The following is a 25587-nucleotide window of genomic DNA, read 5'->3' on the forward strand; positions in this document are numbered from 1 at the left end:
GGGGTCCGCTTCCCGGGACCGTGACGCGTGCCACCTTCGGCCCCGTACGATGGCGCGGTGCTGGTGAAGTGGATTCGCTGTTCCGTGGTGGACCGTCGCGGTTTCGAACGGGGGCAGCGGGAGTGGGCGGGGCTGGTCGGTGAGCCGGGATTCCGGGGGCAGAGCGGCGGATGGAGCCGAACGCGCCCCGGCGTCGCCCACATCTTCGCGTTCTGGGACAACCGCGTGTTCTACGACTCCTTCATGGCCCGCGGCCACGACCGGATGGCGGCGGGGCAGTCGGACATGTTCCGCGACATGCGGGTCACGCTCTTCGAGCGCAGCTTCGACGTGAAGACGGGGTTCGAACCGCATTTCACCGGGGCGGACGTCGCCCGGGTCGCGCACAGCCGGGTCCACGAGGAGCGCGCCGAGCACTTCGTCCTGATGCAGCGGCAGGTGTGGAACCCCGCCATGGCCGGCTCGCCCGGCATGCTGCGCGGGGTGTTCGCACAGGCCCCGGGCAGCGAGTTCCTGACCCTGTCCCTGTGGCAGTCGAACGCGGAACGCGGCAAGTACCGCGCGGCGGGGGCCGAGCGGCTCGCCGCCCGGGCGCAGACCGAGACCGACGTGATCGAGCTGACGGGCGACGTCGTGGACCTGGAACCGTCCTGGACGGTCACGGCCTGACCGGCAGATCTGTAGACCTGTAGACCGGTGGGCACCGCTCGGCGGGGAGCCCCGGCCCGGCCGACGGGCGGCGGTATGACAAGAGGCCCTAGGCTCGGGTCCATGGCACGACCTCAGCGCATCGTCCTCGTCCGGCACGGCGAGTCCGAGGGCAACGCCGACGACACGGTGTACGAGCGGGAGCCCGACCACGCGCTCCGGCTCACCCCCACCGGTCTGCGGCAGGCCCGGGAGACCGGGGAGGAGCTGCGCAAGACGTTCGGCGACGAGCGGGTGAGCGTCTACATCTCCCCGTACCGCCGCACCCACGAGACGTTCCGGGCCTTCGACCTCGACCCCGACCGCGTCCGGGTGCGCGAGGAGCCCCGGCTGCGCGAGCAGGACTGGGGCAACTGGCAGGACCGGGACGACGTACGGCTGCAGAAGGCGTACCGCGACGCCTACGGCCACTTCTTCTACCGGTTCGCCCAGGGGGAGTCCGGCGCCGACGTCTACGACCGGGTCGGGGCGTTCCTGGAGAGCCTGCACCGGAGCTTCGAGGAGCCGGACTCCCCGGAGAACGTCCTGCTGGTCACCCACGGGCTGACCATGCGTCTCTTCTGCATGCGCTGGTTCCACTGGTCGGTCGCGGAGTTCGAGTCGCTGTCCAACCCGGGCAACGGCGAGACGCGCACCCTGCTGCTGGGCGAGAACGGCCGCTACACCATCGACCGCCCCTTCCAGCGCTGGCGGACCCCCGAGCCGTACGGCCGCACCGGATAGAGTGGCTGGTCGATGACCGCTGATTCTGCTTCCGAGCGGCGCTTCGAACGCGCCCTGGCCAGCCTGCGTGGGCTGTCCGTGGGAGACGCCCTGGGCTCCCAGTTCTTCGTCCCGGCCAACTACCCCCTCCTCAAACAGCGCGCCCTGCCTCCCGGACCCTGGCAGTGGACCGACGACACCGAGATGGCCTGCTCGGTCCTCGCCGTGCTCGCCGCGCACCACCGCGTCGACCAGGACGCGCTGGCCCGCTCCTTCGCCGAGCACCACGACTTCGACCGGGGGTACGGCCCCGCCGTCAACCGGATGCTCCGGCTCGTACGGGAGGGCGGCGACTGGCGGGAGCTTTCCTCCGCGCTCTTCAACGGCCAGGGCTCCTGGGGCAACGGTTCCGCGATGCGCATCGCCCCGCTCGGCGCCTGGTACGCGGACGATCCGGAGCAGGCCACGCACCAGGCCGAGATCTCCTCGTACCCCACGCACCAGCACCGCGAGGCGGTCGTCGGCGCGATGGCCGTGGCCGCCGCCGCGTCGCTCGCCGCCGTCCCCGACGGGCCGCCGAGCCCCGAGGAACTGCTCGACGGCGTCATCGCGCTCGTTCCGCGCAGCGCGGTCGGCGCGGGGCTGCGCCGGGCCCGCGACATGCTGGACTACCAGGACGCCGGGACGGTCGCCGCGGTCCTCGGCAACGGCCGCCGCACCAGCGCGCACGACACCGTGCCGTTCGCGCTCTGGTCGGCCGCGCGGAGCCTCGGGGACTACGAGGAGGCGTTCTGGGTCACGGCCCAGGCGGGCGGCGACGTGGACACGACGTGCGCCATCGTCGGCGGCATCGTGGCGTCGGGCGGGGGCGGGGCGCCGCCGCCGGCCTGGCTGACGCAGACGGAGGAGCCGCCCGCCTGGCTGGGCCTTCCGTCCCGCTGACGCCCGTGTAGGTCTCGCCCGCGAGCGGTCGCGGTCCCCGGGACGGGAGCCTCCCCGGGCGGCCGCCGCCTGTCACGGTCCTGCCACAGGATCACGCTGCGTGTCTGCGAACGCGAGTTCGGGAATACTCTTTCGGCCACGCCGCCCCGATCGATCGTGCGGGCGCGCGCCGAATGAGACACCGGGCCGGACGTGTGGCCGAGGGCTGGGCGGGGCCGGTGGGGGAGGGGCCCCATGTCCGATCAGCCGTTGGAGAAGTCCGGACCGCCGCAACCGGAACTGCAGCCGCAGCCGCAGCCGGAGTCGGAAACGCAGCCGGAACCCGGGTCGGAGCCGGATCGGGAGGAGCGGTCGGGGTCCGAGCCGTCGCCTGAGGCGGGGCCTCCCCGAGCCACGAGCGCTGCCCAAGCCGACGACACGGCCGCAGCGGTGGCCGCAGGCACGGGTTCGACCTTGCCCGCGGCCACCGGTTCGCCCGAAGCCGCCCGTACGGTCGGCGGCCCCGGTACGCCGGGTGGCGCCCCCTGCGGCCCGGGCGATCCCTGGCAGTACGCCGCAGGGCCTCCCCGCCCCGGGAACGGCGCACCGGACGGCCCGGCGGCCCGCCTCCGGCCGCCCGCACCACCCCTGATCCCGTCCGCCGTGCTCTGGTCCGTCCTGGCCACGGCCGTCCTGAGCGCGGTCCTCCTGGGCGACGGGCTCGGCCTGAACCTCCTGATCGTGGCGGTACCCGCCGCGCTGGCCGCGTTCTTCGCGGCCCGCTCGGCGGGCCGCCGGCTGCGCCCGTGGACCGCGACCTGGGCGGTGGGAGGGCTCGCGCTGCTCGCCGTGCCCGCGCTCCGGGACGCGGGCTGGCCCACCTTCCTCGCCGTCGTCTCGGCGTTCGCCCTCGGCTCACTGACACTGCACGGCAGCCGCACCTGGCCGGGGGTGCTCGTCGGCTCGGTGGGCCTGTTCGACTCGCTCGTCCCCGGCGTCATCTGGGGCGTACGGGGGATACGCGCACGGGCCGACGGCTCACGGGCGCGCTGGGGCGCCGCCCTGCGCACCGCGATCGTGGCCCTCGTGCTGCTGGTGGTGTTCGGCACGCTGTTCGCCAGTGCGGACGCGGCCTTCGCCGACCTGCTGGGCAGCCTCCTGCCCGACGCCCCGGTCGGCGAGGCGCCGTGGCGGATCCTCCTGTTCGCACTCGGTCTGGCCGGAGCGCTCGCCGCCGCGTACGCCGCCGCGGCCCCGGTGCGCTGGGACGGGATCACCGTACGGCCGGGCCGGCCCCGGGGGCGGGTCGAATGGGCCCTTCCACTGATCGTGCTCGACCTGCTCTTCGCCGCGTTCATCGCGCTCCAGCTCGTGGTCCTCCTCGGCGGCTACGAGAAGGTGCGGGCGGAGACCGGGCTCGACCACGCCGAGTACGCCCGGCAGGGCTTCTGGCAGCTCCTGTGGGCCACTCTGCTCACCCTCCTGGTGATCGCGCTGGCCCTGCGCCGGGCCCCGCGCGGCGGCAGCCGGGACCGGACCCTGGTCCGCGCCGTCCTCGGCACCCTCTGCGTGCTCACCCTCGTCGTGGTCGCCTCCGCGCTGCGCCGCATGGACCTGTACGTCGACGAGTACGGGCTGACCCGGCTGCGGATCTCCGTGGCCGCGATGGAGCTCTGGCTCGGCGTGGTGCTGGTCCTGATCCTGGCCGCGGGGGTCTTCGGGGCCCGGTTCCTGCCGCGGGCCGTCGCGGTGAGCGCGGCGGCGGGCGTCCTGGCGTTCGGCCTGCTCTCGCCGGACGCCCTGGTCGCCGAGCAGAACGTCCGGCGCTTCGAGACCCGTGAGCCGGCGGGCATCGACCTCGACTACCTCAAGGACCTCTCCGCCGACGCCGTCCCGGCCCTGGACCGGCTGCCCGAACCACAACGTTCCTGCGCGCTGCGCGTCATCCAGCGAGAGGTCCTCGACAGCGGCACCCCCTGGTACGCGACCAGCCTGGGGGAGGCCCGGGCGAGGGAGATCCTGGAGAAGCGCCCGGTGCGGGGCGACGGGCGCACCTGCTACACCCTCGGCCGCGACGGGACCCGCGGCGGCTACGAACCGCACGGCGAGGGCGACGACGACGGCTACGACCCGTACTGACCGCTGCCCTGCCACGCCGGCCCGCCGGCCCGGGGGCTCGGGCGCGCGGCCCCGGCCCCCGCCTGTCCCGGCCCTCCGACCGGTCCCGGCGTACCCGGCCGGCCGGGCTCCCGGCACTCGACAGCCCTCCCCGCCCGCGAGTTCGATGGGCCAGAGGGGCCCCGGGCCGGCCCTCGGTGGCCGATTCGCGGTCCGCACGGCGCCCCGGGGTGTTGCTGCCGTGGCTCTCGGCGTACCCTGGCAGGCGCCATGCCGTACGAACCACCCACGCACACCGTCGAGCGCTCGCTCCGCGCTACCACCGGTGCCAGGACCGTCGCCGGTGTCGACGAGGTCGGACGCGGTGCGTGGGCCGGACCCGTCACCGTGTGCGCGGCGGTCACCGGTCTGCGCCGCCCGCCCGAAGGACTCACCGACTCCAAGCTGTTGACCCCGCGACGACGGGCCGAGCTCGAACCCGTGCTGCGCGGCTGGGTCACCGCCCACGCGCTGGGCGATGCGTCCCCGCAGGAGATCGACGACCTGGGCATGACCGCTGCTCTCCGCCTCGCCGCCGTGCGGGCGCTGGAAGGGCTGCCGGTACGGCCCGACGCCGTGATCCTCGACGGCAAACACGACTACCTGGGCGCTCCCTGGAAGGTCCGCACCGTGATCAAGGGCGATCAGTCCTGCATCGCCGTCGCGGCGGCCTCGGTGATCGCCAAGGTGCACCGGGACCGGATGATGGCCGAGCTGGGCGCCGCCTCCGCGGACTGCGCCGACTTCGCCTTCGAGGCCAACGCGGGCTATCCCTCGCCCGTCCACCGGGCCGCGCTGGAGCAGCGGGGGCCGAGCGCCCACCACCGCCTCTCCTGGGCGTATCTCGACGCACTGCCCCGGTGGCAGCACCTGAAGAAGGTCCGCATCTCCGCCGAGGCGGCCGCACTCGAAAGCGGGGGCCAGCTCGGCTTCGAATTCTGATCGCGCGTACGCGCCCCTCCTACCGACGCCGGACGACACCGGCGTCCCGCACCAGACCACCGTCATGCCTCTGATCTCCGAGGAGCCTCAGATTCCCGAGAGCGCCCAGGGTCCCCGCGTCACTCCGGCCACCGGCCGCACCGCGCCGACCCCCCGTCCCGTACCCGGCCCCCGTTCGGCCGCCACCCCGCGTCCCGGCCGTCCGGGCCCCGGCCCCGCGCGCCCCGCGCCCCCGGCGCAGCGCGCCCATCCCGCCCCCGCGGCACCCGCCCGCCCGCAGCCGACGGAGAATCGTTCCGCGCCGCAGGTCCAGCTGATCCCGGCCCCCGCGGCCGGTGCGCTGGACGCGGCCGAGGAAGCCGTCGACCTGCTGTTGGAGTCCGGCCGTGCGCCGGGCGACATCCTGGTGCTCACCACCGGCGAGCAGCACCCGTGGGCCGTCCACGAGCTGTCCTTCGGCGAAGCCGCGTACTGGGCCCAGCAGGACGCCGGCGACGACGTCTTCTTCGCGGACGCCTCGGCCGTCGACCGGGCGAAGCCCCGGCCCGTCGTCGTGGTGGCCGCCAACGGGGACGCCGGTGACGCCGTCGCCCGCGCGCTGCCCGTCGCACGTGACCGCGCCGCCGCGCTGCTGATCGTGTGCGGAGACCCGCAGACGATCAACTCCGCGCTCGGCGCGGGTGTCTGAACCGTCGTACCGGCGAAAGAGCCCCGGCCGCCTTCATCGTGGCCGGGGCTCTGCTTCGTGTGTGCTCCCCGGCCACCGGACGGTGTTCACCGGGCGGCCGAGCGGCGCAGCGCCTGGGTGGACCCGCCGCCGGTCCGCGTCAGCACGGGCTGCTGTCCGGTGACGAGGTCGGCCAGCGGGGCGGGCTCCGAGAGCGAACTGGGCCGTCGTCCGCCCCTTCCCTCCCCGAGCACCTGCCAGCCCCCGCCCGTCAGCGTGATGTACGCGCCGCAGCGCAGTCCGTGCAGGGTGCAGGCGTCCCGGAGCCCCCACATCCACGCCCCGTCCTCCTCGGTCCACCGCTCGTCGCCGTCACGGCAGTAGAGAAGTACGGCCGTACGCACCGGAGTACGGCGGCGCAGATCGTGCGGGATGACGCGCCGCAACTGTGCGAGCAGGGCGTTGCGGAACTCCCAGCCGTCCGCCGGCACCGTCGTCCGGCGGGCGAACGAGGCACTTGCGGCGAGCCGTTCCTCATGGTCGAGCACCGCGATCACGGCGGTGGCCGGCGTCGGCCGGTGCCGGGAGTGCAGCCCGCTGACGACCTCTCGGGGACTGCGCAGCAGGGGTATGCCCGCCGAGGCCCACTCCGCGGGTTCGAGCATCCGGGCAAGGCGGTTGACGGAGTCGACGGAAGCCGAGGCCGAGGTGGCTGAGGACGGGGCGAATCCGAAGGTCACGGTCCTCCCTTCGCTACGCGCCCACGGTGCGGGCAGGGTCGGGTGAGGGCACGCCGCGACACAGCCCTTCCGGGCCCGGCGAGAACTGTGCGGGGGCGACTCCAATTCTCCCCGGCCCACCGGCGGGCGGCAACGAGCAATTACCGAGGCTGACGGGAATCAGCCGGAATGACACTGATATCCCTGCCCAGACCCGCCCGGGCTGACTCCTCCGTCACCCCTGAACCGCGAGGACCAGCGGAAACACCCCCGGTGCTCCGGCCCGTCGCAGCAGCCGCGCCGCCACGGCCAGGGTCCAGCCGGTGTCCGACAGATCGTCCACCAGCAGGACGGGCCCGGCCGCCGACGCCAACGCCTCTGCCAGATCCGGCTCCACGGCCAGTGCTTCGTGGAGCGCGCGCACCCGCTGAGCGCTGTTGGTCTGGGACATCCGCACGTCGTCGGAGCCCGGCGCGTAGGAGACCGTCCCGAGGAAAGGCATCCGGCCGATGTCGGAGATGCGGTGGCCGAGGGACTGGACCAGCTGCGGCCTGCGACGCGAGGCCACCGCCACCACGCCGACCGGCCGGGGCGCCGCGTCGGCCGCCCCGGACGCCCAACCGCCCGGCCCCTTCGCCCAGTCGGCGAGCACGGTGACGACGGCGTCCGTGACATCGTCCGGCACGGGGGCGTCCGGCGCCTGCGCCGCGAGCAGGGGGCGCAGGCGGTTGCCCCAGCCGATGTCGGAGAGCCGCCCCAGGGCCCGGCCGCCGAAGGACAGTTCACCCGCGGGGATGCGTCCCTTGAGATCGACGCCCACGGCGGGCAGGCCGGTGGGCCACATCTTGCGGGGCTCCACCTCCACTCCGGGCCGGCCCAACTCGTGGCGCGCCCCGTCCAGGGCGGCGGTGGAGACCTTGTCGTCGAAGCGGGCGCCCGCGCAGTTGTCGCAGCGTCCGCACGGCGCGGCCGCTTCGTCGTCCAGCCGCAGCCGCAGGAACTCCATCCGGCACGCGGTCGTGGAGGCATAGTCGCGCATGGCCTGCTGTTCGGCCTCCCGCTGCCGGGCGACCCATGCGTAACGCTCGGTGTCGTACGCCCAGGGGACGCCTGTGGCGGTCCAGCCGCCCTTGACGCGCTTCACCGCGCCGTCGACGTCCAGCACCTTGAGCATCGTCTCCAGACGCGTCCGCCGGAGATCGACCATGGGCTCCAGCGCGGGGAGGGAGACCGGCCGCTCCGCACGTGCCAGCACGTCCAGGGTCCGCCGCACCTGCTCCTCGGGAGGGAAGGCGACCGACGCGAAGTACTGCCAGATCGCCTCGTCCTCCTTGCCGGGCAGCAGCAGCACCTCGGCGTGCTGAACACCGCGCCCGGCCCGGCCGACCTGCTGGTAGTAGGCGATGGGGGAGGAGGGCGAGCCCAGGTGCACGACGAAGCCGAGGTCCGGTTTGTCGAACCCCATGCCCAGCGCGGACGTGGCGACCAGCGCCTTGACCCGGTTCGCCAGCAGGTCGTCCTCCGCCTGCTGCCGGTCGGCGTTCTCGGTCCGCCCCGTGTACGAGGCCACCGGGTGCCCGTTCTGGCGGAGATAGGCGGTGACCTCCTCGGCCGCCGCCACCGTCAGCGTGTAGATGATCCCGGAGCCGGGCAGCTCGCCGAGATGATCGCCGAGCCAGGCCAGCCGGTGCGCCGCGTCGGTCAGGCGCAGCACGCTCAGGCTCAGGCTCTCCCGGTCCAGCGGCCCCCGCAGGACCAGCGCGTCGGTGCCCGCGCCGGTGCCCAACTGCTCCGCGACGTCCGCCGTCACCCGGGCGTTGGCCGTGGCCGTGGTGGCGAGCACCGGCACCCCGGCCGGCAGGTCGGCGAGCATCGTCCGCAGACGCCGGTAGTCGGGCCTGAAGTCGTGTCCCCAGTCGGAGATGCAGTGGGCCTCGTCGACCACCAGGAGCCCGGTCGCCGCCGCCAGCTGCGGCAGCACCTGGTCCCGGAAGTCGGGGTTGTTGAGCCGCTCCGGGCTCACCAGCAGGACGTCGACCTCGCCGGCTGCCACCTCGGCCTGGACGGTGGCCCACTCCTCCGTGTTCGAGGAGTTGATCGTGCGGGCGGTGATGCCGGCCCGCGCGGCCGCGGCGACCTGGTTCCGCATCAGGGCCAGCAGCGGAGAGACGATCACGGTCGGCCCGCTGCCCTGCGCACGGAGCAGCGAGGTCGCCACGAAGTAGACGGCGGACTTGCCCCAGCCGGTGCGCTGCACGACCAGAGCCCGGCGCTTGTCCGCGACCAGTGCCTCGATGGCGACCCACTGGTCCTCGCGCAGCACGGCTTCGCCGGTGGTGTCGCCCACCAGGCGGGCGAGGACGGAGTCGGCCGAAGCCCTGAGCGCTGCACGGTCTGCGTTGGTCATCCCCCCATGCAACCCGATGGTCACCACAAAGCGCGAACGACGGCCCGCGCCTGTGGATAACGTTATCCACAGGGGTCGCGGGATCCGGCGTGCTGCGGGACCGTCGAGCCATGAACAAGCACCACGAATCCACCGGTCCGTCCGGGGAGCAGCAGGTCACCCTGCGCGGCCCCGCCGACCTCGCCGACGCCCTCCCGTATCTCATGGGCTTTTACCCCAACGACAGCGTGGTGATGGTCGCGCTGCACGGCGGCCGGGGCCGTTTCGGGGGACGGCTTCGCCTCGGCATTCCGCAGGCGTCCGGGGAGTGGGGTCCGGTCGCGGAACAGCTCGCGGAGAGTCTGATCTCTGGGAGCGAGCGCCGTGAGGGCAGGCCCGACGCGATCCTGCTCTTCCTCTGCCAGGACTCGTCCGACGGCTCGGGCGGCCGGTCGACCATGGAGCGGCTCAGGCCGTTCGCGCAGCTCCTGCGCACGGCGTGCGGGGCGCTCGACGTGCCCGTCCTCGAAGCGCTCTGCATCTCCGACGGCCGCTACTGGTCCTATTGCTGTCCCGACCCCCGGTGCTGTCCCGACGAAGGCAATCCCCTGGCGTTGCCCGGTACGACGGTGATGGCCGCCGCGGCCACCTACGCGGGTGTCCATGTGCGGGGCACCCTACGCGACATGGAGGACCGCCTGCGGCCGTGGAGGGCCCCGGCAGCCGTGGCGGCGCAGGAGCGGGCCCTGGACCGGGCGGGACCGGTGCTGTTGCCGAAACTCCTCGACGGACAGGCGCGGCGGGAGGTCGCGGCCGAGACGCTCCGGCTGGCCCGTACGCTCATGGACCGCATCGGGAAGACGCGGCCGATCCCGCCCGCGCCGGCGGACGCCGAGGACGACCGGCTCGTCGGCGCCGACGAGGCCGCCGCGGTCATCCTCGGTCTCCAGGACCGTGACACCCGGGACAGGGCCGCGGTCTGGATGGAAGGGCCGGAGGCGCAGTCGGCCCTGCGGCTGTGGCGGACCCTGGCCAGGCGCTGCGTCGGCGCGTACGGGGAGCACGCCGCCGCTCCGCTCACTTTGGCGGGCTGGGTCTCCTGGTCGACGGGCGACGAGCCGGGAGCCCGGGTCGCCCTGTCGCTGGCACTGCGCGCCGACCCCGGCTACACCTTCGCCCAACTGCTGCACCGGGCCTGCAACGAGGGGCTCGATCCGGAGGCCCTGCGCCGTTGTCTGCGCGAGGCGGCATCGGAGGAGCCGGGTGCGGACGCGACGGTGTCGGAGCCCGGGGTGGCGCCCACCCCGGGCCGGCCCGCCGCCCCGCCGCACGTGCGCACGGTCCGCCCGCTGCCCGGCAGGGGGCAGCGTGGCGGGCGCGCTCTCCGGCACCCGCCCGCCGAGCGGGCCCGGACGGACCGGGGCGCGGCCCGTCCCCGGACCGCGTCGGCCGGGCGGCGGCAGTCGAGCGGGACCAGGCGGTACGACCGCCGTGCTGGCAGGACGCGGCGGTGACGCGGAAGGGAGGCGGCAGAGGGTGGACGCGCACCGGCGGAGGGCCGGTGCGGCGCCGCGCCCCGCCCTGGAGCCCCGAGCGGTGACGTGTCCCGAACCGAGGAAGGCGGACTGATCACGAGCATGCCGAAGGGAGTGTTTATCGTCAGGCAGACGACTATGATCGCGGCATGCCGCCCTACGACCCGTCGACCTTCCCGCCCTTCGCCGTCACCGTCGACCTGGTCGTGCTCACAGTGCGCCGTCACGCGCTCTGCGCGCTGGTCGTCCGCCGCGGAGAGACGCCGTTCCAGGGCCGCTGGGCACTGCCCGGCGGATTCGTCAGGCTGGACGAGGACCTGGGGGCCGCGGCAGCGCGTGAACTCGTGGAGGAGACCGGTCTCTGCGCGCACGATCCGGCGCAGCCGGCCGTGGGCAACGGCGCACATCTGGAGCAGCTCGCCACCTACGGCGACCCGGCGCGCGATCCCCGGATGCGCGTGGTCAGCGTCGCCCACCTCGCCCTCGCGCCGGACCTGCCCGCGCCCCGGGCGGGCGGCGACGCCAACAGCGCGCGCTGGGCGCCGGTCGAGGACCTGCTGCACCCCGGCGCCGGGCGGGAGGGCGAGCAGGCGGCGCCGCTCGCCTTCGACCACGCGAGGATCCTCGCCGACGGGGTGGAGCGCGCCCGCTCCAAGATCGAGTACTCCTCGCTGGCCACGGCGTTCTGCCCTCCGGAGTTCACGGTCGGAGAGCTGCGCCGGGTGTACGAGGCGGTGTGGGGCGTGGTCCTCGACCCCCGCAACTTCCACCGCAAGGTGACCGGGACGCCGGGGTTCCTGGTGCCTTCCGGCGGGACGACCACACGTCAGGGCGGCCGGCCGGCGCAGCTGTTCCGGGCCGGGGCGGCGACGGTGCTCAATCCGCCGATGCTGCGGCCGGAGGTCTGAGCCCGGGGCGTTCCGCCGTCTCGGGTCCGTGTGCGCCTGCCGTTCCCCGCCTCGGGCCCGGCTGCCGCCTGCCGTTCCGCCGTGCTGGCCTCGTGTGCGCCTGTCGCCCCACCCCTGCACGAAAAGTCTGAAATGTCGCGTTATGTTGCTCCGGTACCCCATGCCGTCGAGCGGTCTCACCTTCCGCGAGAGAGGCGAGAGAAGCGATGCTCCAGGCCATCGGACTCACCAGCACCCCCCGTCGCGACGCTCCGCCCGCCGTCAACGATCTGACCTTCGAGGCTCCCCCCGGCCGGGTCACGGCCCTGCTCGGAGCCCCTCGCTCGGGCAAGACCACGGCCCTGCGTCTGATGCTCGAACTGGACGCGGGGAGGGGCGTCGCCTACTTCCGGGGGCGGCCGCTGCACCGCATCGCGCACCCCGCGCGGGAAGTGGGCGTCCTGCTGGGCGACGTACCGGGCCACCCGTCGCGGACCGCCCGGGGGCAGCTCCGGATGCTCTGCGCCGCCACGGGCGTCCCCGTCTCCCGGGCCGACGAAGTGCTCGACGTCGTCGGTCTCGCCGGTCTCGGGGACCAGCGCCTCGGGGCCCTCTCGGTGGGGATGGACCGTCGTCTCGGTCTGGCCGCGGCCCTGCTCGGCGACCCGCACACGCTGATCCTCGACCAGCCCGCGGAGGGGCTGTCCCCTCGGGAGAACAGTTGGCTGTACGGGCTGCTGCGCGCCCACGCGGCCCAGGGCGGCACGGTCCTCTGCGCCACCGACGACCCCAAGGAGGCGGCCCGAACGGCCGACCGGGTCGTCACCATCGGGGCCGGCCGCCTCGTCGCCGACCAGGACGTCACCGAGTTCGCCCGCACCCGGCTCCGAGCCCGGGTCGCCGTCCGCACCCCGCACGCGGCCCGGTTGGCGGCCGTGGTCAGCAGGGAGGCCCGGGCCGCGCGGCGCTCCGTCGAGGTGGTCGAGGAGGCGGGCGGCCGACTGACCGTGTACGGCAGCGACTGCGCGGAGATCGGCGACACCGCCTACCGGCACGGCGTCCCCGTCCACCGGCTCGCCGACGAGATCGGCGACACCGGGCCCGCCGCCCCGCCGGAGCCGGCGAGCCTACGGCGGACCGAATCCGCCGTCGCGCTGTCCGAACTGCCGCCCCCGATCCGGGTCCGTCCCGCCCGCGGTCCCCTGCGGCCCCTCCGGTACGAACTGCGCCGCTCCCTCGGTGTCAGGACGACGACCATGATCATGGCGGCCGTTCTGCTGGTCTCGGCCGCGGTCTCGCTCCTGCTCGCCCGCACCGACGGCACCGCGCTGCCCCGTGTCCTCGCCGCCTGGCCCGCGCTGCTGCCGCTTCCTCCCGCCGCGCTCGGCGCGGGCCTGCTGGGAGCGCTGTCCTTCGGGGACGAGTTCCGCTATCCCGCGCTCGCCGCGGCCCGCGGCACCGTGCCCCGGCGGATCGGACTGCTGGTGGCCAAGCTCACCGTGACGGCGGGCTTCGCGCTCCTGCTCGCCGTCCTCGCCGTGGCGGGCGGGGCGCAGAGCCTCCGGCTGGTGTACGGCCCGGAGTTGATCGAGATGCCGGACAACGCAGTGGCGCTGGCCGCGAGTTGGGCCGCCCTGACGGTGGGGTGCGCGTGGGCGGGCCTGCTGGCGGCCGGGGTCTTCCGGGTGGCGGGGGCGGGTATCGCCGCGGTGCTGGCCGTTCCGGTGCTCGTCGTTCCGCTGGTGCGCAAGGTCTTCGCGGTGCCCTCCGCCCGTACGGTCACCGGGTTTCCGGAGCGGCTGCGCGAACTGGTCGCCAGGCAGCTCCCGCAGGAGGCGGACCACTGGATCCTGGCCGTCGCGCGCATGGTGGCGCAGCCCGTCGGGACGGCTCTCGCCCTGTCGTTGTCGGCCCTGGTCTGTGCGTATCTGTTCACCAGCCTTCGCGGTAGGGCGCGTTGGTGATCACCGAGGTTCCCCGTCGACGCCGGGAGGTCGCAACTCCCTAAGGTATGACCGATTTATAGAGATATGGCGTCAATTGCGGAGCGGGCGCCGATCACCCTTTCGTGTGCTTTTCACCAAAGACCTCAAGGGGTGAGTGAGCCACGCCGACAAAGGATGCGTGAGTACCCTTGCGCACACCATGATGACCGCCGCCCGCACCGCCGATTCCGGCCTGGCCGGCTCGGGCGAACTCGACCGCTACCCCTATGCGGAGACGCCGGCCGGCGAGCGTGCCGCGACCCGCTCCTGGGGCGGGTCCGATTCCGAACTGGGACGGGCGAGCCGACGGGGGTCGGCCAGCCGTGGGCGCGGTCTCCACGGCCAACTCGTCCAGCAGCTCGGCCAGATGATCGTCTCCGGCGACCTCGGTGCGGACCGCCCCCTCGTTCCCGAGGAGATCGGTCAGCGGTTCGAGGTATCCCGCACCGTCGTACGCGAATCCCTGCGCGTCCTCGAAGCCAAGGGGCTGGTCAGCGCGCGCCCCAACGTGGGGACGAGGGTCCGCCCGGTCAGCGACTGGAACCTGCTGGACCCCGACATCATCGAATGGCGGGCCTTCGGCCCGCAGCGCGACGACCAGCGCCGTGAGCTGGCCGAACTGCGCTGGACCATCGAACCGCTGGCCGCCCGTCTCGCGGCGGGCCACGGTCGCGACGACATCCAGCAGCGGCTCGGCGACATGCTGGAGATCATGGGGCACGCGATCGGGCAGGGGGACGCCATCACCTTCTCCCGGGCCGACGCCGAGTTCCACGCCCTGCTCATCCAGGCCGCGGGCAACCGGATGCTGGAGCACCTCTCCGGCATCGTCTCGGCCGCCCTCCATGTCTCCGGCGGCCCTGTCACCGGCTGCGACCGCCCCAGCGAGGGTTCGCTGGCCCACCACGCCCGGATCGTCGACGCCCTCGCGTCGGGTGACGCCGGGGCCGCCGAGACGGCCATGCGTCAGCTGCTGGTCGTCCACCCCGACGTCGAGCGTGTGGTCCCCGCGCCGCGCGAGCACTGACCGAGGGGCGCGGCCGGGCGTGTGGACCCGGTGCCGCCGGACCGCGCGGTCCGGCGGCACGATTGTGGAGGGATGTCACACCTGGCCCGGTTCGTCGTGTATGGGGTGTGACTCGGGCCACGCGGATTGCCCGTAACGCTCCTCGAACCAGCGCGATGACCTAAGAGGTGAGCGTCGCGGAAGGAATGCAGCAACCCCAGGGTGCGCTGTGCAGTTCCGAGACCGAGCCCGCGCCGTCGGCCACATCCCCAGTCGACGGTCGTCGGTCCCAGTCCTCTCCAGGACGGGGCCGGAAGCCGTTTCCATCGTTCCGAGAGGTTGTTCGTGTCGGCCAGCACATCCCGTACGCTCCCGCCGGAGATCGCCGAGTCCGAATCTGTGATGGCGCTCATCGAGCGGGGAAAGGCTGATGGGCAGATCGCCGGCGATGACGTGCGTCGGGCCTTCGAGGCTGACCAGATTCCGCCAACCCAGTGGAAGAACGTTCTGCGCAGCCTCAACCAGATCCTCGAGGAAGAGGGTGTGACGCTGATGGTCAGTGCAGCGGAGTCGCCGAAGCGCGCCCGCAAGAGCGTCGCAGCGAAGAGCCCGGCCAAGCGCACCGCCACCAAGAGCGTCGCGGCGAAGACCACCGTGACCCGGACCGTCGCCGCTCCCGCCGCCCCGGCGGCCGAGAGCGCGGACGCGGTGGCCGACGACGCCGTCGCGGCCCCGCCCGCCAAGAAGGCCGCGGCCAAGAAGGCCACCGCCAAGAAGACCGCCGCGAAGAAGACGGCGGCCAAGAAGACCGCCGCCAAGAAGACCGGCAAGCAGGACGACGAGCTTCTCGACGGCGACGAGCCGGTCGAGGAAGTCAAGGTCGGCAAGGGCGAGGAAGAGGAGGGCGAGGGCGAGAACAAGGGCTTCGTCCTCTCCGACGACGACGAGGACGACGCGCCCGCGCAGCAGGTCGCCGTCGCCGGCGCCACCGCCGACCCGGTCAAGGACTACCTGAAGCAGATCGGCAAGGTCCCGCTCCTCAACGCCGAGCAGGAGGTCGAGCTCGCCAAGCGCATCGAGGCCGGCCTCTTCGCCGAGGACAAGCTGGCCAACGCCGACAAGCTCGCGCCGAAGCTCAAGCGCGAGCTGGAGATCATCGCCGAGGACGGCCGCCGGGCCAAGAACCACCTCCTGGAGGCCAACCTCCGTCTGGTGGTCTCCCTGGCCAAGCGCTACACCGGCCGCGGCATGCTCTTCCTGGACCTGATCCAGGAGGGCAACCTCGGTCTGATCCGCGCGGTCGAGAAGTTCGACTACACCAAGGGCTACAAGTTCTCGACGTACGCCACCTGGTGGATCCGTCAGGCGATCACCCGCGCCATGGCCGACCAGGCCCGCACCATCCGTATCCCGGTGCACATGGTCGAGGTCATCAACAAGCTCGCGCGCGTCCAGCGCCAGATGCTCCAGGACCTGGGCCGCGAGCCCACCCCGGAGGAGCTGGCCAAGGAGCTCGACATGACCCCCGAGAAGGTCATCGAGGTCCAGAAGTACGGCCGTGAGCCGATCTCGCTGCACACCCCGCTCGGTGAGGACGGCGACAGCGAGTTCGGTGACCTGATCGAGGACTCCGAGGCCGTCGTCCCGGCGGACGCGGTCAGCTTCACGCTCCTCCAGGAGCAGCTCCACTCGGTGCTCGACACGCTCTCCGAGCGTGAGGCCGGCGTGGTCTCGATGCGCTTCGGCCTCACCGACGGTCAGCCGAAGACGCTCGACGAGATCGGCAAGGTCTACGGCGTGACGCGTGAGCGCATCCGCCAGATCGAGTCGAAGACGATGTCGAAGCTCCGCCACCCGTCGCGCTCCCAGGTGCTGCGGGACTACCTCGACTAGACCGAGGGGATCCGGAGCGACGGCTCCCGGACCGCAGAGGAAACACCGGCCGAGGGCCCGGAACCCGCAAGGGATCCGGGCCCTCCGGCGTGTCCTCGTGGGTGGAGGCGTACGTGCTGGATCACGCTGGGTGAAACGTTACCGCCTCAGCGTCAGGAGCCTCCATGCCCCGTTCCCTCGTCCGTGCTCTGACCGGGGTGCTCGCCCTCACCGCCGCCGCGGCCGTACCGCCGCTTCTCTCGCCCTCCGAGGCGGTCGCGGAGAGCGTCGTCGTCGGCGGCCGGCCCGCCCCGGTGGCGGACAGCCCCTGGGCCGTGGCGCTGTCGAGCCGGGACCGGTTCGGAGGGTCCCGCTCGGGGCAGTTCTGCGGCGGTGTCGCCGTGGCGCCCACGAAGGTCCTGACGGCCGCCCACTGTCTGAGTGACGAGGCGCTCGGCGGCCCGGTGAGCCGGGTGAAGGATCTGCGGGTCATCGCCGGCCGCGAGCGGCTGGGCGACTCCGACGGCCGGGAGATCCCGGTGCGGGCCATCTGGGTGAACCCGGCCTACGACTCCGTCTCCAACGCCGGCGACCTCGCGGTCCTCACCCTCGCCCGCGCCCTCCCGAAGGGCGGGACCATCGCCATGGCCCGGAGCGGGGACACCGCCTACCGGGCCGGGACGGCGGCGGACGTCTACGGCTGGGGCGATACGACGGGCAGCGGCACGTACTCCCCCGTACTCCGCTCCGCGCGGGTCCAGGTCCTCCCCGACGCGGACTGCGCTCGGGCCTACCCGGGCGGCAGGGAGGGGACGTACAGGGCGTCCGCGATGCTCTGCGCGGGCGATCCGGCGGGAGGCCGGGACGCGTGCCAGGGCGACAGCGGAGGGCCGCTGGTGGCCCGTGGGCGGCTCATCGGGCTGGTCTCCTGGGGCAGCGGCTGCGGGCGGCCCGGCAGCCCCGGCGTGTACACCCGGGTCTCCGCCGCCGCGGAATGGGCCGAGGGCCGCATCTGAGGCCGGACGGGTCCTGAGGGGGGGCGGGTGGCGGGGGACGGCTTCGCAGCCCGCCCTCAGGGCCCGACCGAACCGCCGGGGCCCCACGCGAGACCGGGTTCCCCGGCGTAGGACCACGGTCCGGGAAGCAGTTCTGCCGCGCCGCACGGTCCGGGAAGCGGCTCCGCCGGACAGCACGGTCCGGAAGCGGCCCCCGCCCGTACGGTACGGGCCGGGAGCGCCACCGGCGTACGAGAACGGGCGGCGCCCCCGTGTCGGGGGTGCCGCCCGTCGGCCGGTTCTGAATCGGCCCTTGGCTCGTCGTGGATGTGCGAGGTGTCAGTGTTCCTCGTCGGCGGACGCCGTCTGCACGGCGGTGAGCCGATCCGTCTCATCCTGTATTTCCGCGGCGATCTTCTTGAGTTCCGGCTCGAACTTGCGCCCGTGGTGGGCGCAGAAGAGCAGTTCACCGCCGCTGGTCAGAACGACGCGCAGATATGCCTGGGCGCCGCAACGGTCACAGCGGTCAGCCGCGGTCAGCGGGCTCGCGGGGGTCAGAACAGTAGTCACGTCGCCTCTTCTCTAGCTCGACGAGCTGTCGTACCAGGGTCAACATCCAACCAGGCCGAAAACGTTCCCGCTCGTGGCTTTTCTTCGAAACTTCTTCTCGGTGTGGCTGTCTGTTGCCGGTTGGCGGCGAATGTGCCGTATGCGGAAGCGCTACGGTTTCGCATTGCTTGTCAGGGGGTGGGTCCCGCCGGCCGGCTTGCCGGTTTGTTCATGAGGACGTGCCCGGAGCCTAAATGGTTCATGCGTCGAAGGGAACGTGATGTGCACGTCACTCCAACGAATGATCGAACATCCATGCGAGCCCGGATGAGGCTCGACTAGCATGAGGATTCCCCGAGGGTGGCGTTACAACCGCTCTACCAGGCCTCTGTAGGCTCTCAGCGGCAACCGAAGCCGAGCCCCGCGCCCACGGGGGCCCCAGATGAAATTCAGCGAGGAGCGAACCGCGTGACCGCCGAAACGTCCGTGCCGTCCACCGCGATGCTGACCGGAGCAGGCGGCGACCGGGACAGCTCCAACTACACCGCGCGGCACCTCCTCGTCCTCGAGGGCCTGGAGGCGGTCCGCAAGCGCCCCGGCATGTACATCGGGTCCACCGACAGCCGCGGCCTGATGCACTGCCTCTGGGAGATCATCGACAACTCCGTCGACGAGGCCCTCGGCGGTCACTGCGACCGGATCGAGGTCGTCCTGCACGATGACGCCTCCGTCGAGGTCCGGGACAACGGCCGCGGCATCCCGGTCGACGTCGAGCCCAAGACCGGCCTCTCCGGCATCGAGGTCGTCATGACCAAGCTGCACGCCGGCGGCAAGTTCGGCGGCGGCTCCTACGCGGCGTCGGGCGGTCTCCACGGCGTCGGCGCCTCCGTCGTCAACGCCCTCTCCGCCCGCCTGGACGTCGAGGTCGACCGGAACAGCGCGACCCACTCCATCAGCTTCCGGCGCGGTGTCCCCGGCATGTTCACCGAGCAGGGCCCGGACAGCCCGTTCGATCCCGCCAACGGCCTGCGCAAGGGCAAGCGCGTTCCCAAGACCCGGACGGGTACCCGGGTGCGGTACTGGGCGGACCGGCAGATCTTCCTCAAGGACGCCAAGCTCAACCTGGACACGCTCCACCAGCGCGCCCGTCAGACCGCCTTCCTCGTCCCCGGTCTCACGATCATCGTCCGCGACGAGCGCGGCATCGACGGTGCGGGCAAGACCGAGGAGACGTTCCGCTTCGACGGCGGCATCAGCGAGTTCTGCGAGTACCTGGCCGAGGACAAGGCCGTCTGCGACGTCCAGCGGCTCAGCGGCTCCGGCACCTTCAAGGAGACCGTCCCGGTTCTGGACGACCGCGGCCACATGACGCCCACGGAGGTCACGCGCGAACTCGGCGTCGACATCGCCCTGCGCTGGGGGACCGGCTACGACACGACCATCAGGTCGTTCGTGAACATCATCGCCACCCCCAAGGGCGGTACCCACGTCACCGGGTTCGAGCGCTCGCTGACCAAGACCGTCAACGAGACGCTGCGCTCCGCCAAGATGCTGCGCGTCGCCGAGGACGACATCGTCAAGGACGACGCCCTCGAAGGGCTCACCGCCGTCGTCACCGTACGGCTCGCCGAGCCGCAGTTCGAAGGCCAGACCAAGGAGGTGCTCGGCACCTCGGCCGCCAACCGGATCGTCGCGGCCGTGGTCGCCAAGGAGCTCAAGGCGTTCCTGACCTCCACGAAGCGGGACGACAAGGCCCAGGCCCGGGCGGTGCTGGAGAAGGCCGTGGCCGCCGCCCGCACCCGGATCGCGGCCCGCCAGCACAAGGACGCCCAGCGCCGCAAGACCGCGCTGGAGTCGTCCTCGCTGCCCGCCAAGCTCGCCGACTGCCGCAGCGACGACGTCGACCGCAGCGAGCTGTTCATCGTCGAGGGGGACTCGGCGCTCGGCACCGCCAAGCTGGCCCGGAACAGCGAGTTCCAGGCGCTGCTGCCGATCCGCGGCAAGATCCTCAACGTCCAGAAGTCGTCCGTCTCCGACATGCTGAAGAACGCCGAGTGCGGGGCGATCATCCAGGTCATAGGAGCCGGGTCCGGACGGACCTTCGACATCGACGCCGCGCGCTACGGCAAGGTCATCATGATGACCGACGCCGACGTCGACGGCTCCCATATCCGCACCCTGCTGCTGACCCTCTTCCAGCGCTACATGCGCCCGATGGTCGAGTCGGGGCGGGTCTTCGCCGCGGTGCCGCCGCTGCACCGGATCGAGCTGGTCCAGCCCAAGAAGGGCCAGGACAAGTACGTGTACACCTACTCCGACAACGAGCTGCGCCAGACCCTCCTGGAGTTCCAGCGCAAGAACGTCCGGATCAAGGAATCGATCCAGCGCTACAAGGGCCTCGGTGAGATGGACGCCGACCAGCTGGCCGAGACGACGATGGACCCGCGCCACCGCACCCTGCGCCGCATCAACATCGGCGACCTGGAGTCCTCCGAGAAGATCTTCGACCTGCTGATGGGCAACGAGGTCGCCCCGCGCAAGGAGTTCATCACCAGCTCCGCGGCCACCCTGGACCGCTCGCGCATCGACGCCTGACCCCGTACGCCAAGCCGTGCGGGCGTCCGGTCCCGCCCGCTCGTCGGAGCCCCGCGCGAGGCCGTTTCCCCGGTGGGCCGGAGGTCCGCGCGGGACCGGACGCGCCCCGTACGCACGCCCGGCCCCCGCATCCGTCGCCCGGAGCGGGGGCCGGGCGCGTTTCGCGGGGGCATGCCGGGGAACCGCGCGGTAGTCCGGGGCTTCCTTCACCTGAAGGGGTGAAGTCGGGCCCATGACACGCCCGGTGACTTCCCGAACCGCCCATGGTTGGCCGTGCGGCCGAAAAAGGTCGGCGGATCAGGGGAGTTGTTCGGTGGAGAAGGAAGCGGGGCCGGTGACCGCGGAAGCGCGGCCCGACGGCCCGTGGGACGAGGTACCGGCCCCCGGCCGGGGCGAGCGGGACGGAGCGGGCGTCGGCGTGGCGCCCCGGACGGCCGGGGCGGAGCGGACCGCTCCCCGCGCGGCCGAGATCTACCGGGACGTGCACGACAGCCCCGCCTTCCGCGAAGTGCGGCGCCGCTACCGCCGCTTCGTCTTCCCTGCGGCGATCGCCTTCCTCCTCTGGTATCTCGCGTACGTCGTCGCCGCGACCACCGCGCCCGGGCTGATGGCCCGCCCGGTCGCCGGAGCGGTCAACGTCGCGATGGCGGCCGGTCTCGGCCAGTTCCTCACCACGTTCCTGCTCACCTGGGCGTACGCGCGGCACGCGCGGCTGCGCCGGGACCGCGCCGCGCTCGAACTGCGCTGGGACACCCAGGAGATGACGCGAGGGGCCGTGCGGTGACCGGCGACCACCAGACCCTCGCCCTGCTGCTGTTCAGCGCGTTCGTCGCGGTGACGCTGTTCATCACGACCTGGGTCGGCCGCGCCCGGCAGGGATCCGCCGAGGAGTTCTACGCCGGCGGCCGGCTGTTCTCGCCCATGGAGAACGGATTCGCCATCGCCGGCGACTACATGTCCGCGGCCTCCTTCCTAGGGATCTCCGGACTGATCGCCCTCTTCGGCTACGACGGCATGCTGTACTCGGTCGGCTTCCTCGTCGCCTGGCTGGTCGTCCTGCTCTTCGTCGCCGAACTCGTCCGCAACTGCGGCCGGTTCACCCTGGCCGACGTGGTCGCCGCGCGGATGGCGGAGCGCCCGGTGCGCACCGCGCTGGGCGCCTCGTCCGTCACGGTCTCCGTGCTGTACCTGGTCGCCCAGATGGTCGGTGCGGGCAGCCTGGTGGCCCTGCTGCTCGGCGGCACGAGCGATGCCGCCCGGTCGTGGACCGTCGTCGGCGTCGGCGCGCTCATGGTGATCTACGTGTCGTTCGGCGGGATGCGCGCCACCACCTGGATCCAGATCGTCAAGGCCGTCCTGCTGATGGCCGGGGCGGTGGCCCTCACCGTGCTCGTCCTGGCCCGCTTCCACGGCGACGTCAACGCCCTGCTCGACGCTGCGGCCCAACGCAGCGGCCACGGCAAGGACTTCCTCGCCCCCGGCCTGCGCTACGGCGGCGACTGGACCTCCCGCCTCGACTTCATCAGCCTGGGCGTCGCCCTGGTCCTCGGCACGGCGGGACTGCCCCACATCCTGTCGCGCTTCTACACCGTGCCCACCGCCCGTGCCGCCCGCCACTCGGTCGTCTGGTCCATCGGACTGATCGGCGGTTTCTACCTGATGACGATCGTGCTCGGGTTCGGCGCCGCCGCGCTCGTCGGCTCCGCGGAGGTCCGCGCCTCGAACGCGTCGGGCAACACCGCGATCCCGCTGCTGGCCCTCGATCTCGGCGGCGGCGAGGGGTCCACCGGCGGAACGGTTCTCTTCGCCGTGGTCGCCGCCATCGCCTTCGCCACCATCCTGGCCGTCGTCGCGGGCATCACGCTCGCCTCGTCCGCGTCCGTCGCCCACGACCTCTACGCCTCGCTCCGCCGCCCGGGTCGCCGGAAGTACGGCGAGGTCGCCGTGGCGCGGGTCGCCGCCGTCGGCATCGGCGTGGTCGCGATCGGCCTCGGGCTCCTCGCCCAAAACCTCAACGTCGCCTTCCTGGTGGGCCTCGCCTTCGCCCTCGCCGCCTCCGCCAACCTCCCGGCGCTGCTCTACGCGCTGTTCTGGCGCCGCTTCACCACCAGAGGCGCGGTCTGGGCGGTCTACGGCGGGCTGGTCCCGGCGGTCGTCCTGGTGCTGGTCTCGCCCGTCGTCTCGGGCGGCCCGACGTCCCTGTTCCCGGACGTCGACTTCCAGCTCTTCCCCCTGGAGAACCCGGGGCTGGTCTCCATCCCGCTCGGCTTCCTGGCCGGCTGGCTCGGAACGGTCACCTCGCCCGAGCCGCCGGACGAGGCCAAGCACGCCGAGACCGAGGTCCGCGCGCTGACGGGGGCCGGGGCGGCGTGACACCCTCCCGGCCCACGCACCGGGCCGGCGGCGGCGTACGGCACCGGCAGGGCAGCGGGCGGCGTACGGCACCGGTGGGGCCGCCGGCCGCGCAGGACACCGGCGGGGCGGCCGGCCGCGCACGGTACGGGGCTCAGCCCGCGGCCCAGGCGTACCGGTGCTCCGGGCGGCCCGTCTCGCCGTACCGCAGCGTCAGCCGGACCTTGCCCGTGCGCTCCAGCAGCTTCAGATAGCGCTGCGCGGTCTGCCGGCTCATCCCCGCGCTGTCCGCGATCTCCTGGGCGGAGAGCGGGCCGTCGGCACCCCGCAGCGCCTGGCGGACCAGCTCGGCGGTGGTGGGGGAGTGGCCCTTGGGGAGGACCGGTTCGCTCGCCGCCCACAGCGCGCCGAAGAGCCGGTCCACCTCCGCCTGCTCCGCCTCGCCGCCCCCGTCGAGCGTCCGCCGCAGGGCCGCGTACGCCTCCAGCTTCGAACGCAGACCGGCGTACGTGAACGGCTTGACCAGGTACTGGAGTGCGCCGTGCCGCATCGCGTCCTGCACGGTCGCGACGTCCCGGGCGGCCGTCACCATGATCACGTCCACCCGGCGGCCGAGGCGGCGCAGCTCCCGTACGACGGCGAGGCCGTTGCGGTCGGGCAGGTAGTGGTCCAGCAGGACCAGGTCCACCGGAATCTCCTCGACCGCCGCCAGAGCGTCGGCCGCCGAGTGCGCCTGCGCCGCCACCCGGAAGCCGGGGACCTTGGCGACGTACGCGGCGTTGATCCGCGCCACCCGGACGTCGTCGTCCACGATCAGGACCTGGATCATCGCTGCTCTCCCGTCGCGGCCGGGTGGGTGGCGGGCGGTGGGCCGCCGGGGGCCGCTGCGCCCCCGAGTCCGGCCACCGGGCCTGTCGCGTCCAGCGGACCGGGTTCGGCCAGCGCGTCCGGGAGCACGACCGTGAACACCGCGCCGCCGCCGTCCGCGTCGGAGACCGTGACGCCGCCTCCCTGGCGCTCCGCGAGCCTCCGTACGAGGGCGAGGCCGAGCCCGCGCTTTCCGTGTGCCGGGACGTCCTTGGTGGACCAGCCCTCCGTGAAGATCGACGCGTGCTGGTCCGGGGGGACGCCGGCGCCGCTGTCGCGTACCCCCAGGATCACCGTGCGGCCCTCCGCCCGCAGCCCGACCTCGATGCGCGCTCCGTCCGATCCGGCCGCCGCGTCGGTGGCGTTGTCGACGAGGTTGCCGACCACGGTGACCAGGCCCCGGGGGTCGACCACCCGGTCCGGCAGCAGGGTGTCCGGGGCCAGCCGCAGCGCCACCCCGCGCTCGGCGGCGACCGTCGCCTTGCCGACGAGGAGCGCGGCCAGGAGCGGGTCCTGGACCTTCTCCGTGACCTGCTCGGCCGTGGCCCGGTGGACGCCCACCACCTCCGTGACGAACTCCATGGCGTCCTCGTGCATCTCCAGCTCCAGCAGCCCCAGCAGGGTGTGCAGCCGGTTCGCGTGCTCGTGGTCCTGGGCGCGCAGGGCGTCGATCAGCCCGGTGGTGGAGTCGAGCTCGCGTCCCAGGTGCTCCAGCTCGGTGCGGTCGCGCAGGGTCACCACGGCCCCGCCGTCGTCCGTGGGCATCCGGTTGGCCAGCAGCACCCGGCTGCCCCGTACCGCCAGCAGGTCGTCGCCGACCACCCGGCCCGACAGCACGTCCGTGGTCCGGCCCGCGCCCAGCACCTCCTCCAGCGGCCGGCCCGCGGCCTCCGGGCCCACCCCCAGCAGCCGCTGCGCCTCGTCGTTCAGCAGCCGGACCCGGCCGGCGCCGTCGAGGGCGACGACCCCTTCCCGGATGCCGTGCAGCATGGCCTCACGTTCGGTCAGCAGCGCGGAGATGTCGGAGAACGCCAGGTCGTGGGTCTGACGCTGCAAGCGGCGGGAGATCAGATACGCGGCGAGCGCCCCGACGGCCAGGGCGCCGCCCGCGTACGCGAGCAGCCCCGGGATCGCCCCGAGAAGGCGGGCGCGGACGCTGTCGTACTCGATGCCGACCGAGACCGCGCCGATGACCTCGCCGGAGTCGTTCACCAGCGGCACCTTGCCGCGCGCGGATCGCCCGAGGGTGCCGCTGTCGATCTCCATGACCTCGCGCCCGCGCAGCGCCTCACCGGGGTCGGTGGAGACGACCGCGCCGATCCGGTCCGCCGAGGGGTGCGACCAGCGCACTCCGCGTCCGTCCATGACCACGACGTACTCCGCGCCGGTCGCCCGTCTGATCCGCTCGGCCGCCGACTGCACGGGCCCCCGGTGCGACGGATCGGTGCTGCTCAGGTCCTCGACGATGTCCGGCTGCGCGGCGGTGGACTGGGCGATGGCGAGGGCGCGCCGCATCGCCTGGTCGTCGAGCTGGTCGCTGAGGGGCGCCAGGAACAGCCCGGTGACCAGGATCGTCACACCGGTGATGATGGCCAGCTGCATCAGCAGGACCTGGGAGAAGACCCGCCGGGGCCAGCCGAACCGGCGGAGCCCCCGGCCGGGGGGCGGTGGGGCGTTCATCGTACGAACGGTAAGGGCCGGGCGGGCGAGGCGGAAATCCCGGCGGCGCGGAGCCGCCCTCA

Annotated in this window: 20 protein-coding genes; 15 read left to right on the forward strand and 5 right to left on the reverse strand. The window is 73.1% G+C overall.

Translation table 11 applies throughout. The features are described from left to right. Positions 1 to 57: 57 nt before the first annotated feature. The 6 genes from IF19_RS0126935 (at position 58) to IF19_RS0126960 (ending at position 6118) form a co-directional block, all read left to right on the forward strand. The gene (locus IF19_RS0126935) at positions 58 to 669 is read left to right on the forward strand and encodes a YdbC family protein (protein WP_030117463.1); all 612 of its coding nucleotides are present in this window, start codon (positions 58 to 60) and stop codon (positions 667 to 669) included. Positions 670 to 771: 102 nt separating this feature from the next. Further along, positions 772 to 1431: a histidine phosphatase family protein gene (locus tag IF19_RS0126940; protein ID WP_030119781.1), complete on the forward strand. Its 660-nt coding sequence runs from the start codon at positions 772 to 774 to the stop codon at positions 1429 to 1431. Positions 1432 to 1443: 12 nt separating this feature from the next. Then, a complete protein-coding gene (locus IF19_RS0126945; RefSeq protein ID WP_030117461.1) occupies positions 1444 to 2352 on the forward strand; it encodes an ADP-ribosylglycohydrolase family protein in 909 nt (302 codons plus the stop codon). Between the two features lie 234 nt (positions 2353 to 2586). Continuing rightward, a complete protein-coding gene (locus IF19_RS0126950; RefSeq protein ID WP_030277256.1) occupies positions 2587 to 4470 on the forward strand; it encodes a DUF4153 domain-containing protein in 1884 nt (627 codons plus the stop codon). Between the two features lie 249 nt (positions 4471 to 4719). Beyond that, on the forward strand, positions 4720 to 5430 hold the full coding sequence (locus IF19_RS0126955; protein WP_030118622.1) for a ribonuclease HII: 711 nt from the start codon (positions 4720 to 4722) through the stop codon (positions 5428 to 5430). Between the two features lie 64 nt (positions 5431 to 5494). After that, positions 5495 to 6118, forward strand: coding sequence for a hypothetical protein (locus IF19_RS0126960; protein ID WP_030118623.1), 624 nt, complete (start codon positions 5495 to 5497; stop codon positions 6116 to 6118). An 86-nt stretch (positions 6119 to 6204) separates the two neighbouring features. On the opposite strand, the gene IF19_RS0126965 is transcribed toward IF19_RS0126960, so the two are convergent. Beyond that, positions 6205 to 6837, reverse strand: a complete 633-nt coding sequence (locus IF19_RS0126965) for a hypothetical protein (protein WP_030118624.1) — start codon at positions 6835 to 6837, stop codon at positions 6205 to 6207. A gap of 214 nt (positions 6838 to 7051) precedes the next feature. Beyond that, positions 7052 to 9223: a RecQ family ATP-dependent DNA helicase gene (locus IF19_RS0126970; protein WP_030118625.1), complete on the reverse strand. Its 2172-nt coding sequence runs from the start codon at positions 9221 to 9223 to the stop codon at positions 7052 to 7054. A gap of 110 nt (positions 9224 to 9333) precedes the next feature. On the opposite strand from IF19_RS0126970, the gene IF19_RS0126975 reads away from it, so the two are divergent. The 6 genes from IF19_RS0126975 to IF19_RS0127000 all read left to right on the forward strand — a co-directional run bounded on the left by IF19_RS0126975 (position 9334) and on the right by IF19_RS0127000 (position 17503). Beyond that, positions 9334 to 10716, forward strand: coding sequence for a DUF4192 domain-containing protein (locus IF19_RS0126975; protein ID WP_030118626.1), 1383 nt, complete (start codon positions 9334 to 9336; stop codon positions 10714 to 10716). A 170-nt stretch (positions 10717 to 10886) separates the two neighbouring features. After that, positions 10887 to 11645, forward strand: a complete 759-nt coding sequence (locus tag IF19_RS0126980; protein WP_030118627.1) for an NUDIX hydrolase — start codon at positions 10887 to 10889, stop codon at positions 11643 to 11645. Positions 11646 to 11851: 206 nt separating this feature from the next. Further along, positions 11852 to 13588, forward strand: a complete 1737-nt coding sequence (locus tag IF19_RS0126985; protein ID WP_030277258.1) for an ATP-binding cassette domain-containing protein — start codon at positions 11852 to 11854, stop codon at positions 13586 to 13588. 160 nt (positions 13589 to 13748) lie between these two features. Next, positions 13749 to 14636, forward strand: coding sequence for a FadR/GntR family transcriptional regulator (locus tag IF19_RS0126990; RefSeq protein ID WP_078580918.1), 888 nt, complete (start codon positions 13749 to 13751; stop codon positions 14634 to 14636). Between the two features lie 324 nt (positions 14637 to 14960). Continuing rightward, positions 14961 to 16508 carry an RNA polymerase sigma factor gene (locus tag IF19_RS0126995; RefSeq protein ID WP_030118631.1) on the forward strand — a complete coding sequence of 516 codons (1548 nt, stop codon included), beginning with the start codon at positions 14961 to 14963 and terminating at the stop codon, positions 16506 to 16508. Between the two features lie 164 nt (positions 16509 to 16672). Continuing rightward, a complete protein-coding gene (locus IF19_RS0127000) occupies positions 16673 to 17503 on the forward strand; it encodes a S1 family peptidase (protein ID WP_030118632.1) in 831 nt (276 codons plus the stop codon). A gap of 318 nt (positions 17504 to 17821) precedes the next feature. On the opposite strand, the gene IF19_RS0127005 is transcribed toward IF19_RS0127000, so the two are convergent. Next, positions 17822 to 18052 (reverse strand): DUF7455 domain-containing protein, encoded by a 231-nt coding sequence (locus tag IF19_RS0127005; RefSeq protein WP_030118633.1) that lies wholly within the window; start codon positions 18050 to 18052, stop codon positions 17822 to 17824. 447 nt (positions 18053 to 18499) lie between these two features. Between IF19_RS0127005 and IF19_RS0127010 the strand changes: the two genes are divergently transcribed. From IF19_RS0127010 to IF19_RS0127020, 3 genes are all read left to right on the forward strand, one after another. After that, positions 18500 to 20626, forward strand: coding sequence for a DNA gyrase/topoisomerase IV subunit B (locus tag IF19_RS0127010; protein WP_030118634.1), 2127 nt, complete (start codon positions 18500 to 18502; stop codon positions 20624 to 20626). A gap of 313 nt (positions 20627 to 20939) precedes the next feature. Beyond that, positions 20940 to 21410, forward strand: coding sequence for a DUF485 domain-containing protein (locus tag IF19_RS0127015; RefSeq protein ID WP_030704529.1), 471 nt, complete (start codon positions 20940 to 20942; stop codon positions 21408 to 21410). Beyond that, positions 21407 to 22999: a solute symporter family protein gene (locus IF19_RS0127020; protein WP_030118636.1), complete on the forward strand. Its 1593-nt coding sequence runs from the start codon at positions 21407 to 21409 to the stop codon at positions 22997 to 22999. Before IF19_RS0127015 ends, IF19_RS0127020 begins: the two co-directional genes overlap by 4 nt. Before the next feature lie 133 nt (positions 23000 to 23132). On the opposite strand, the gene IF19_RS0127025 is transcribed toward IF19_RS0127020, so the two are convergent. Together IF19_RS0127025 and IF19_RS0127030 are read right to left on the reverse strand one after the other, a co-directional pair. After that, on the reverse strand, positions 23133 to 23807 hold the full coding sequence (locus IF19_RS0127025; protein ID WP_030118637.1) for a response regulator: 675 nt from the start codon (positions 23805 to 23807) through the stop codon (positions 23133 to 23135). Continuing rightward, on the reverse strand, positions 23804 to 25525 hold the full coding sequence (locus IF19_RS0127030; RefSeq protein WP_030118638.1) for an ATP-binding protein: 1722 nt from the start codon (positions 25523 to 25525) through the stop codon (positions 23804 to 23806). Before IF19_RS0127030 ends, IF19_RS0127025 begins: the two co-directional genes overlap by 4 nt. Between the last annotated feature and the right edge of the window lie 62 nt (positions 25526 to 25587).

The sequence above is a fragment of the Streptomyces californicus genome, assembly GCF_000717645.1.
Taxonomy (GTDB): Bacteria; Actinomycetota; Actinomycetes; order Streptomycetales; family Streptomycetaceae; genus Streptomyces; species Streptomyces californicus.